This is a genomic window from Mesorhizobium sp. B2-4-12, from assembly GCF_006441575.1.
Classification (GTDB): Bacteria; Pseudomonadota; Alphaproteobacteria; order Rhizobiales; family Rhizobiaceae; genus Mesorhizobium.
Genome location: NZ_VFVC01000017.1, coordinates 16275 through 28203 on the forward strand (window position 1 = coordinate 16275; position 11929 = coordinate 28203).

The following is an 11929-nucleotide window of genomic DNA, read 5'->3' on the forward strand; positions in this document are numbered from 1 at the left end:
TCTTAGAATCTTGTCGAGAGATGACGCCCTGTCGTGGTGCGGAAACAAACTTTCGGCAAGTGGGACTATGCAACCAATTGCATTTGAATCGGTTTTAGGGCCATTGCCGTGGCGGTGACGCCGCTGAGTGCTCCGCTTACGGAATTTTCAATGAATATTCAGACGAACCCAGCCCAGATCGAGAAGACGAGCGCGAGCTTCCCGGTCATCACGGAAGAGCCGATAAGATCGACATTCCTGCCGGAGGAACGCCTCCGGCTGCTTGGCGAAAGCCTGGCAAAGGGGGACCTCGCCGACCTGTTCGGCCTCATCCCATTCGATTTCCAGGCCCGTATCCGCGACAGCGCCAAGAAGATCCTCGAAGTCTATCGCTCGACCAATGCGGCGCAAGCCAAGGGCGAGACGATCACTCCGGCCGCGCAATGGCTGCTCGACAACAATTATCTGGTCGAGGAGACCATTTTCCAGGTCAAGCGCGACCTGCCGCGCCGCTTCTATCGTCAGCTGCCGACGCTGAAGCTGCCCGATGGCGGCACCGTGCCGCGCGCGCTGGCGCTGGCCTGGACCTATGTGGCGCATTCGGACAGTTCCGTCTCGGCGACGATGTTCAAGGCGATCGTCCAGGGTTTTCAGTCGGTCGAGCCGCTGAAGATCGGTGAACTCTGGGCGCTGCCGTCGCTTCTGCGCTTCGTGCTGATCGAAAATCTCCGCCGGCTGGCCGTCAGGGTCAATCGCACCCGCCAGATGCGCCAGATCGCCAACGATGTGGCCGACAAGGTGCTGGCGACCGACGACAGCGCTGACCGGCAGGCGATCCTGGCCAATTTCAGCATGCACGCGCAGGACACCACCTTTGCCACCCAGCTTCTCTATCGCTTGCGCGATGGATCGCAGAACGCCGGCAAGGCGCTGGAATGGCTGGAAGGCGAGCTTGAGAAGACCGGCTCCGATGCCGAGGAGATCATCATCTCCGAGCATCACACGCTGTCCAGCGGCAATGTGACGACCGGCAACATCATCCGCGGCCTGCGCCTCATCAACGACGTCGACTGGACGGTGTGGTTCGAAGGCGTCAGCCGCATCGATACCGTGCTGCGCGAGCGCACCGATTTCGCCGCGCTCGACTTCTTCTCGCGCGACCAATACCGGACCGCGATCGAGGAATTGGCGCGCCGCTCGAGCCTGTCGGAATACCGCGTCGCCGAAAAGGCGATAGAATTGGCCGGTCATGCCGTCGGTGAGACCACGTCAGTCGGTAGCGAAGGCAGTGATGCCCCTGTCGCATCCGCCCATACCGATGTCGGATTTTATCTCGTTGGCCCGCGCCGGCTGGAGCTGGAAAGGGCGATCGGCTATCGGCCGACTGTCAGCCAGACGGTCAAGCGGACCTTCGCCAAGACCGGATGGCTTGGCATCGTCCTGCCGGTCTTCGCGCTGACCGTGCTGCTGCTCGTGCTTTCGGGCAATGCGCTGGCCAATCTCGGCCTGTCGGTGCCGTCGATCGTGCTGATGCTGGCGCTGTTCGCCGTGCCGGCCAGCGAGGGCGCACTCGCTTTCTTCAATACCGTGGTCTCGTTGTTCCTCAAGCCGACACGGCTGATTGGCTATGATTACAGGCACGGCGTGCCGCCAGAAGCGCGCACGTTGGTGGTGGTGCCGTCGCTGATCGGATCGCGCGACGATGTCGAGGAAAACATCCGCAACATCGAAGTGCACTACCTTGCCAATCTGGCGGACGAGATCCATTTCGCGCTGCTGTCGGACTGGCCCGACAGTAAGATGGAGATCGATGCGGCGGATACCGAAATCCTCGAATATGCCCGCGCCGAGATCGCCCGTCTCAATGCCCGCTATCCCTCGGAAGGCGCGCCGCGCTTCTACATCCTGCACCGCCGCCGGCTCTTCAATGCGGCTCAAGGGTCCTGGATGGGCTGGGAGCGCAAGCGTGGCAAGCTGCACGAGCTCGACCTGCTGCTGCGCGGCGACAGTGACACCACATTCCTGCCGCTCGATGTGCCGCTGCCGGAAAAAGTCGTCCACGTGATGACGCTGGATGCCGATACGCGCACCACCCGTGATGCCGTATCGAGCCTTGTCGGCAAGCTCTGCCATCCGCTCAACCGCCCGCATTTCGACGCGACCAAGCGCGTCGTCACCGCTGGCTATACGATCCTGCAGCCACGCATCACCGCCTCGCTTACCAGTGGCGACGAGGCTTCGTTCTTCCAGCGCGTCTTCTCGGCCAACCGCGGCCTCGACCCGTATGTCTTCGCCGTCTCGGATCTCTATCAGGATGTGTTCGGCGACGGATCCTTCACCGGCAAGGGCCTCTATCATGTCGACGCTTTCGAGGCGGCCCTGCAGGGCCGCATCGAGGAAAACACCATCCTCAGCCATGATCTGCTCGAAGGCGCGCTGGCGCGCGCCGCGCTGGTCACCGACGTCGAACTGGTCGAGGACTACCCGACCCGCTACTCGGTCGACGCCTCTCGCCACCATCGTTGGGCACGCGGCGACTGGCAGCTGCTGGGCTTCATCCTCGATCCGCGTTCGGGCGTTCCGGCCCTGTCGCGCTGGAAGATGGTCGACAATCTGCGCCGTTCGCTGACACCGATCTTCTGGGTGATGGCGGCGATCGCCGGCTGGACGCTGCTGCCTTTCACACAGGCCGCGCAATGGCAGGCTTTGCTGATCCTCAGCCTGTTCATGGCACCGACCTTCGACGTGGTCAACGCCATCCTGCCCAAGAGCGGCGACCAGACGCCGCGCGGCCATTTCTCCGCGCTCGCGCGCGACGTCGCCTTCGGCACCGCCATGGTGGCGCTGAAAATCGTGCTGATGGCGCACAATGCCTGGATGATGGGCGACGCCATCGTGCGCACGCTTTACCGGCTGTTCGTCAGCCGCCAGAACCTCCTGGAATGGCGCACCGCCTCGCAGGCGCACAAGGCCGGCGACAACGACGTCGGCTCTTACTATGGCATGATGTATGGCGCCGTGATCATCGGCTTCGTCGGCCTCGCCATTCCGGTGCTGGCCGATTCCACCGGTGCCTTCGTCGCCTTCTTCTTCGCCCTGTTCTGGATCGGCTCGCCGGCGATCGCCAGCTGGATCAGCCGCTCGGCCGAAACCGAGGATCGCTTGCGCATATCGCAGGCCGATATCCATGCGCTGCGCACGGTGGCGCGGCGCACCTGGCACTATTTCGAGACCTTCGTCACGGCAGAGCATCACAATCTGCCGCCCGACAATTTCCAGGAAAGCCCGGCACCGGTCGTGGCGCCGCGCACCTCGCCGACCAATATCGGCGTCTATCTTCTGTCGATCGTCTCGGCGCGTGATTTCGGCTGGATCAGCCTGTCCGATGCCATCACCCGCATCGATGCGACGATGACGACCATAGAGAGCATGCCGCGCAACCGCGGCCATCTCTTCAACTGGTACGACACCACGACGCTGAAGCCGCTCTACCCGCTCTATATTTCGGCCGTCGACAGCGGCAATCTCGCCGGCCATCTCGTGGCGGTGGCGGCTGCCTGTGCCGAGTGGGCGGAAGCGCCTTCCGTCCATCTCCAGGGCGATTTCGAAGGCATTCTCGACACGGTGACCATTCTCAGCGAAAGCCTGGACGAGTTGCCCGACGATCGCCGCCAGCTGCGGCCTCTGCGCCAGCGTCTTGTTGACCGCCTGGATGGCATGCGGCGCGCCGTCGACACGATCAAGGCGCAACCGGAAATGGCCTCGATCCGCACCATCAACCTGGCGGTTCTGGCAGGCGAGATCCGCAAGCTGGCCACCGCCATCCACACCGAGGCGGCATCGGCCCAGAGCGACGTCATCGTCGACTGGGCGGCGAGGCTGGAAGCCACGTGCGAGGCGCATGTCCACGACGCCCACAGCGACGACAACGCCGTCGAAGCACTGCGCGCCAAGCTCTTGACCCTGCGCGAGCGCACGCGCCGCTTCGCCTTCGAGATGGAGTTCGCCTTCCTGATGCGGCCGGAGCGCAAGCTGCTGTCGATCGGCTACCGGGTCGAGGAACACCAGCTCGACGAAAGCTGCTACGACCTTCTTGCCTCCGAGGCGCGGCTGACCAGCCTGTTCGCCATCGCCAAGGGCGACCTGCCGACCGAGCACTGGTTCCGGCTCGGCCGCCCGATCGTCGAGATCGGCTTCCAGGGCGCTTTGATGTCCTGGTCGGGCTCGATGTTCGAGTATCTGATGCCGCCGCTGGTGATGAAGGAGCCGCAAGGCAGTATCCTGAACCAGACCAGCAAGCTGATCATCAAGCGTCAGATCCAGTATGGCCGTCAGAAGAACGTGCCGTGGGGCATTTCGGAGGCGGCTTACAACGCCCGCGACCGGGAACTGACCTACCAGTACACCAATTTCGGCGTGCCGGGCCTCGGCCTGAAGCGCGGCCTTGGCCAGAACACGGTGATCGCGCCTTACGCCACTATCCTGGCGGCACAGTTCAATCCGCGGGAAGCCGTGCAAAATCTTGCGCGTCTGCGCGAGATCGGGGCGCTTGGCCGCCATGGCTACTACGATGCCGTCGACTTCACGCCGCAGCGCGTGCCGGAAGGCACCAATCATGCCGTGGTGCAGAATTACATGGCCCACCATTCCGGCATGTCGATCGCCGCCGTCGCCGACGCCATCTTCGAAGGCCGCCTGCGCGATCGCTTCCACAGCGATCCGGTGATTGAATCGGCTGAACTGCTGCTGCAGGAGAGGGCGCCGCGCGATATCCCGACGGCGACCGTGCGCACCGAGGCGGACGAGCGCGCCAAGGACGAGACCGAAACCGAGAGCCCCGACACCCGCATCGTGCTCGATCCCTTGCGGGCATTGCGTTCCACCAATGTGATGTCGAACGGCCGCTATTCGGTGATGGTCACCGCGACGGGCTCCGGCTACAGTCATTGGGGCGATCTTTCCGTCACCCGCTGGCAACCCGACCCGGTCGAGGATCGGCTTGGCTCCTATATCTTCTTGCGTGATGCAGCCACAGGCGATTGGTGGTCGGCGACGTCAGAGCCCAAGCGTGCGATCGAGGAAAGAACGCAGACCCTGTTTTCCGACGACAAGGCGAGCTTCGTCAAAACGGTCGGCACGCTGCGCTCCGAGGTTGAATGCATCGTCATCTCCGAAGGCAATGGCGAAGGCCGGCGCGTCACAATTTTCAACGAGGGCCCCGCTGACCGTCATATCGAAGTGACGTCCTTTGCCGAGCTGGTGCTGGGTTCGGAGGCCTCCGACAACGCGCATCCGGCCTTCTCGAAGATGTTTGTGGAGACGGAAATCGCCGCCAACAATGGCGCGATCTTCGCCACGCGCCGCAAGCGTGAAACCAGTGAGCCCGATGTCACCCTGGTGCATTTCGTCACCGATCCGTCGGGGCCAGCGCGCGATGCCGAGGCCGAGACCGACAGGCGCGCCTTCATTGGCCGAGGCCGCACCATCGTCGACGCAGCCGCCTTCGATCCAGGCGCCAGGCTCGGCGGCCATTCCGGTTTCACGCTCGATCCCATCGCTTCGCTGCGCCGCCAGGTGCGCGTGCCCGCCAACAAGAAGATCTCGCTGACCTTCTGGACCGTGGTCGGTGCCAACCGCGCCGAACTGGTGGAAGCCATCAACCGGCTCGACCATCAGGAGAGCTTTGCCCGCCAGGCCATGCTCGCCTGGACGCGCAGCCAGGTACAGACCCGCCATATGGGCCTCAGCCTGACCGATGCCGCCAACGTGCAGAAACTGGCGCGTTATCTGATCTATCCGGATTCATTCCTGCGCCTGCCGGCCGAATCCATCGCCTCCGGCCTCGGCAAGCAGTCAAGCCTGTGGCCGACCAGCATTTCGGGCGATTTCCCGATCTTCCTGGTCAGGATCGGCGATGTGGCCGACCTGGAGATCGTTGCCCAGGCGCTGCGCTTCCAGGAATATATGCGCACCCGTGGCATGATGATCGACTTCGTCGTCGTCAACGAGCAGGCCTCGTCTTACGTCCAGGATCTGCAGCGTGCGGTCGAGACGCTGTGCGAAAACAGCCGTTTGCGCGGCAAGGAGCTTGGGCCGAGACAGCACATCTTCGCGGTGCGCCGCGATCTGATGGAAGAAACCACCTACAAGACGCTGCTCGCCGTTGCCCGGGTGGTGCTGCATACGCGCAACGGCACCATCTTCGATCAGATCGAGCGGGCCGAGGCGGCTGCCCTGCAGGCGCGCGACGGACTGGTGCCGGCCGGATTGCTGGCTCCGCGCGAAATTCAAGCGACGGCTCCGATCGCGCATGCACATGCCTCGCAGGCCGTGACGGTTGCCAGCGCCGATGGCTCCGGCCTCAGCCAGTGGAATGGTTTCGGCGGTTTCGACGGCGACGGGCGGCACTATGTGGTGCGGCTGGCAGGCCGGCGCACCACACCGCAGCCCTGGATCAATGTCGTCTCCAACGCTTCTTTCGGCTTCCACACTTCGGCCGAGGGGGCTGCCTTCACCTGGAGCCGCAACAGCCGCGACTACCAGTTGACGCCGTGGTCCAATGATCCGGTTTCCAACCGGCCGGGCGAGGGCATCTACATCTATGATCAGGCAAGCGGCCGGGCGTTCTCGCCGCTAGCCGCGGTGGTGCGCGATCCCTCGGTGACCTACGAAGCCTGGCACGGCCAGGGTTTCTCGACCTTCCGCGCCAGGCGTGGGGCCTTGTCGATGGACCTGACCCATGTCGTCGATCCGGTCGATCCGGTGAAGATCACACGGCTGCGCATCCAGAATTCTGGCTCGGTGCCGGCGCGGCTGCGCGTCTATGCCTATGCCGAATGGGTGCTTGGCGGGCATCGGTCCCGCACCGCGGCAACCATCGTCCCCTCCCGCGACGGTGCGACCGGCGCGTTGCTGGCGCAAAACCCCTACGGGCTCGATTTCAGCGAGCGGGTGGCTTTCCTTGCCGCCGATGCCGGCGTCCATTCGGTGACGGCCGACCGCTCGGAGTTCCTCGGCCGGCATGGTTCCAGCGAACTGCCGCAGGCGGTGCTGAGTGGTGCGGCGCTGTCGGGCCGCGTCGAAGCCGGAGACGATCCTTGCGCGGCGATTGCCCGCGACATCGAAATCCCCGCCGGCGGCGACGTCACGCTGCTCTGGCTGCTCGGCGATGCCGAGTCCTCGGCTCATGCGAGTGCCCTGGTGCAGAAGCATCGGGGCAAGGATTTCGATCAGCGCCTGGCCGACAATGAGCGCGAGTGGCGCGGCTTCCTCGACACCATCCAGGTCGAGACGCCGGATAAGGCGCTCGATGCCATGGTCAATCACTGGCTGCCCTATCAAAGCCTTGCCTGCCGCATCCGGGCCCGCTCGGCCTTTTACCAGGCAAGCGGCGCCTTTGGCTTCCGCGACCAGTTGCAGGACACGCTGGCACTGCTGGCGCATGATCCGACGCTGGCACGCGACCAGATCCTCAACGCCGCACGGCGGCAATTCCCGGAAGGCGACGTGCAGCATTGGTGGCTGCCGCGCACCGGAGCCGGCGTGCGCACCATGATCTCCGACGACGTGGTCTGGCTGGCCCACGCCACGGCGCGCTACCTCTCGGTGACCGGCGACGCCGGCATCCTGAAGGAGCAATTGCCTTTCATCGATGGGCAGGCGCTGGGCGAGGGCGAGCACGACGCGTTCTTCACCCCGGAAATATCGAAAAAGACGGTGTCGCTTTACGACCATTGCGCGCGTGCGCTCGACCTGGCCATCAAGCGCAGCAGTCCCGCCGGTCTGCCGCTGATCCTTGGCGGCGACTGGAACGACGGCATGAACCGTGTCGGCGAGCACGGCAAGGGCGAGAGCGTGTGGCTGGGCTGGTTCCTGCTGAAGACGCTGGGCGACTTCGCCGCCGTCGCCAAGAGCGAAGGCGACAGCAAGCGCGCCCAGGCCTGGGCCAAGCATGCCGAGGTCCTGAAGCGGGCTCTTGAAAGCACCGCATGGGACGGCGAATGGTATCGGCGCGGCAGTTTCGATGACGGCACGCCGCTGGGTTCCCGCACGTCGCAGGAGTGCAAGATCGACTCCATCGCCCAGTCCTGGAGCGTGCTTTCGGGCGAGGGCGACCCGGCGCGATCGACAACGGCGATGCAGCAGGCGACGAACCTGCTCGTCGACGACCAGCTCAAGATCGTCAAACTGTTCACGCCGCCTTTTTCGAAGACGGACAAGGACCCCGGCTACATCAAGAGCTATCCGCCCGGCGTGCGCGAGAATGGCGGCCAGTACACCCACGCCGCTACCTGGTTCGTCATCGCCCTCGCGGAGATGGGACTGACCGACGAAGCTTATCGCTGCTTCTCGATGCTGAACCCGGTCAACCACGCATTCGACGAGGTTTCGGCCGAGCACTACCGCGTCGAGCCCTATGTGGTCGCCGCCGATATCTATGCCGGAGACGGCAGTGCTGTTGGTGACAAGGGCGGGCGTGGCGGCTGGACTTGGTACACAGGCTCGGCCGGCTGGCTATACCGCGCTGCGGTCGAAGGCATCCTCGGTATCGAGCGGCGCGGAAAGCAGATCACGTTCCGGCCCAAACTGCCCAGCCATTGGGATGGCTATGAAGCCTCGCTCAAGATGCTGGGCGCCGAGATCAAGGTTCACGTCGTTCGCGATAAAAAGACCAAGATGATCTCGCTTGAAGTCGATGGCGCGAAAACAAAGTCGGCGTCTTTCGAGCCCAAAGCCGGTGGTAAAATCGACGTCATCGTCAAGATACCGGCATAAATCAACAGCTTAGATCAAAAGATCGCGCGTCCTCCGGGGCGCGCGAAACCGCTTCCTGTTTACTTGCGTCCGATCTGTGACGGTGTCCGTTAAACACGCCCGATCCGACTGCGCAGGCCTGTTGTGCTCAAAAATGTGGCAGTGCTCGTCTATTGCCATGATTTTGCCGCAAGGCTGACATTTCACCTTTTATCTCAAACTGTTAGGTGATCACGTCAGATTTCGTATCGTCGTCATCTTTTGTTCGCTAAATGGGAACGGAAGCGATAGACGAGCATTGTTTTGCGACGCGTCAGCCGTTACGTGTCGGGAAATGGTGCAGTGCACAATATTGGTATTGGGCACAATAGAGAGTTGGCGGAGTAGCTGAAGTGTCACTTCTGCAGATCTATTGGAGAGCGCTGGGGTATCTGGCCGCCGACAAGAAGCGCGTCGCGCTGATTTGTTCGGCCAACGTGGCCCTTGCCGCTGTCGCCATTCTCGAGCCGATCCTGTTTGGCCGGGTGATTGACGCAATCTCCGCGCATGGCTCGGTATTCTCCACGCTTGCCGTGTGGGCCGCCTTGGGCGCCTTCAACGTGGTCGCCTTCGTTCTGGTGGCGCGCGGCGCGGACCGCTTTGCCCACGCCCGGCGCAGCCAGGTTCTGTGCGAGTCGTTCGAGCGTGTCATCACCATGCCGCTCGCCTGGCATCACCAGCGCGGCACTTCCAACGCCCTGCACACGCTGCTGCGTGCCGTCGAGACGCTGTTCAGCCTTTGGCTCGAATTCATGCGCCAGCATTTGTCCACGGCTGTTGCCCTCGTCCTGCTGGTTCCGACCGCCATCAGCATGGATGTGCGCATGTCAGGGGTACTGCTTGCGCTCGGTGTCCTCTATGTCGGCATAGGCCGCCTGGTCATGAAGCGCACCAAGGAGGGTCAGGCCGCTGTCGAGCGCCACTACCACAAGGTGTTCGCTCACGTGACGGACTCCGTGAGCAACGTCGCCGTTCTCCAGAGCTACAACCGTCTTGGCCATGAGGCCGAGACGCTGCGCTGCTACGTCAAGAACCTGCTTGATGCGCAGAACCCTGTGCTCGACTGGTGGGCCATTGCGAACGCGCTCAATCGCCTGTCATCGACAATCTCGATGATGGTGGTGCTTCTGATCGGCGCCTATCTGGTCACCCATGGCCAGCTGCGCGTCGGCGATGTCATCGCCTTTACCGGTTTCGCCACGTTGCTGATCTCGCGGCTCGACCAGATGTCGGCTTTCGCCAACCAGATCTCGGAGGCTCGCGCCAAGCTCGAGGACTTCTACAAGCTCGAGGACTCGGCAGCCGATGCCGCCGAGCCGGATGGCCTGCGTGACCTCGCCAACGTCACCGGCCATGTCCGTTTCGAGGATGTGAGCTTCGAATTCGCCAATTCGGGGCAGGGCGTCAGTGATGTGTCTTTCGAGGTTCAGGCTGGCCAGACGGTTGCCATCGTCGGACCGACGGGTGCGGGCAAGACCACGCTCATCAACCTGCTGCAGCGTGTCTTCTCGCCGTCCAGCGGCCGCATCCTGATCGACGGCATCGATACCCGCACCGTGACCCGCAAGTCACTGCGCCATTCGATTGCCACCGTGTTCCAGGATGCCGGGCTTCTCAACCGCTCGATCGAGGACAATATTCGCGTCGGCCGTGCCGACGCCACCAATGACGAGATCCATGCGGCGGCCGACGCGGCCGCGGCCCAGGACTTCATCCTGGCCAAGAGCAATGGCTATGACACGGTGGTCGGCGAGCGCGGCGGCCAGCTCTCGGGTGGCGAGCGCCAGCGCATCGCCATTGCCCGTGCCGTGCTGAAGGATGCCCCGATCCTGGTGCTCGACGAGGCGACCAGCGCGCTTGACGTCGAGACCGAGGACCGCGTCAAGGAAGCGATCGACGAGCTGCGGCGAGACCGCACCACCTTCATCATCGCCCATCGCCTGACCACCGTTCGCGACGCCGATCTGGTCGTGTTCATGGACAAGGGCAGGGTGGTCGAAATGGGTGGTTTTGCCGAACTGTCGCTGCGCAACGGCCGCTTTGCCAGCCTGCTGCGCGCGGGCGGCCTTCTCAACGACGAGGAAGTCCGCCGCCTCAGCCGCTCCGTGCAGGGCGAGGCTGCCTGAGCAGATGATGGTTCTTCCTTCTCCCCTTGTTGGGGAGAAGGCGTTGCCGAAGGCGACGGCTGAGGGGGGCTCCAGCTGGCGGAACCCAAGTCCGCATAGAATTTCCATCGCCTCATTCCTTCCAGCACCCCTCATCCATCTCGGCGCTGCGCGCCGATCCCGGGAAAAGGCAAGGCCTGCGACACCGCCGCTCGATTGCTCCAAACGCGCCGGCGGTCTATGTAAGGCGGCATGAGTGATACCACTTCACGCCTGAGCGGCTGGACCGATCTTGCCAACCCGACGCGGTTCGTCGCGCTGGCAGACAGGCTTGTGCCATGGCTGGCGGCGATCGCCGCACTCATTCTTGCCGTCGGGCTCTATATGAGCTTCACGGCGCCGGAAGACTTCCAGCAAGGCATCACCGTGCGCATCATGTACATCCATGTGCCTTTCGCCTGGCTCGCCATGATGTGCTATACGCTGATGGCGGTTTCGGCGCTGGGCACACTGGTCTGGCGCCATCCGCTGGCCGATGTCGCGCTGAAATCGGCCGCACCCATCGGCGCCGTCTTCACCGCGCTGGCGCTGATCACCGGCTCGATCTGGGGCAAGCCGATGTGGGGCACCTGGTGGGTGTGGGACGCCCGCCTGACGTCGGTCTTCGTGCTGTTTTTGATGTATCTCGGCATTATCGCGCTGACCCGCGCGCTCGACGATGCCGGACGCGCCGCCTGGGCCGCCGCCATTATCACGCTGGTTGGTTTCATCAACATCCCGATCATCAAATTCTCGGTCGACTGGTGGAACACGCTGCATCAGCCAGCCTCGGTGTTCCGCATGGGTGGTTCTACCATCGATCCCTCTATGCTGTGGCCGCTGCTGGCGATGGCACTCGGCTTCACCGTGCTGTTCTTCGCCCTGCACCTGATGGCGATGCGCACCGAAATCCGCCGCCGCCGGATCATCGCCATGCGGCGAGTGGCGGCGCGGCAGGTCAACTGACGCACGCCGAGTCTCTTCCCAGCGCCAGCGTTGTGATGAATTCCGCG

At 63.5% G+C, this 11929-nt stretch carries 3 protein-coding genes; all 3 read left to right on the forward strand.

Going from position 1 to position 11929, the window contains the following annotated elements:
• Window positions 1–150 precede the first annotated feature (150 nt).
• The 3 genes from FJ934_RS12540 to FJ934_RS12550 all read left to right on the forward strand — a co-directional run bounded on the left by FJ934_RS12540 (window position 151) and on the right by FJ934_RS12550 (window position 11882).
• A complete protein-coding gene (locus tag FJ934_RS12540; protein ID WP_140609936.1) occupies window positions 151–8754 on the forward strand; it encodes a glucoamylase family protein in 8604 nt (2867 codons plus the stop codon).
• A gap of 371 nt (window positions 8755–9125) precedes the next feature.
• On the forward strand, window positions 9126–10898 hold the full coding sequence (locus FJ934_RS12545; RefSeq protein WP_140609937.1) for a glucan ABC transporter ATP-binding protein/ permease: 1773 nt from the start codon (window positions 9126–9128) through the stop codon (window positions 10896–10898).
• Between the two features lie 231 nt (window positions 10899–11129).
• Window positions 11130–11882 carry a heme ABC transporter permease gene (locus tag FJ934_RS12550; protein WP_140609938.1) on the forward strand — a complete coding sequence of 251 codons (753 nt, stop codon included), beginning with the start codon at window positions 11130–11132 and terminating at the stop codon, window positions 11880–11882.
• Window positions 11883–11929 lie beyond the last annotated feature (47 nt).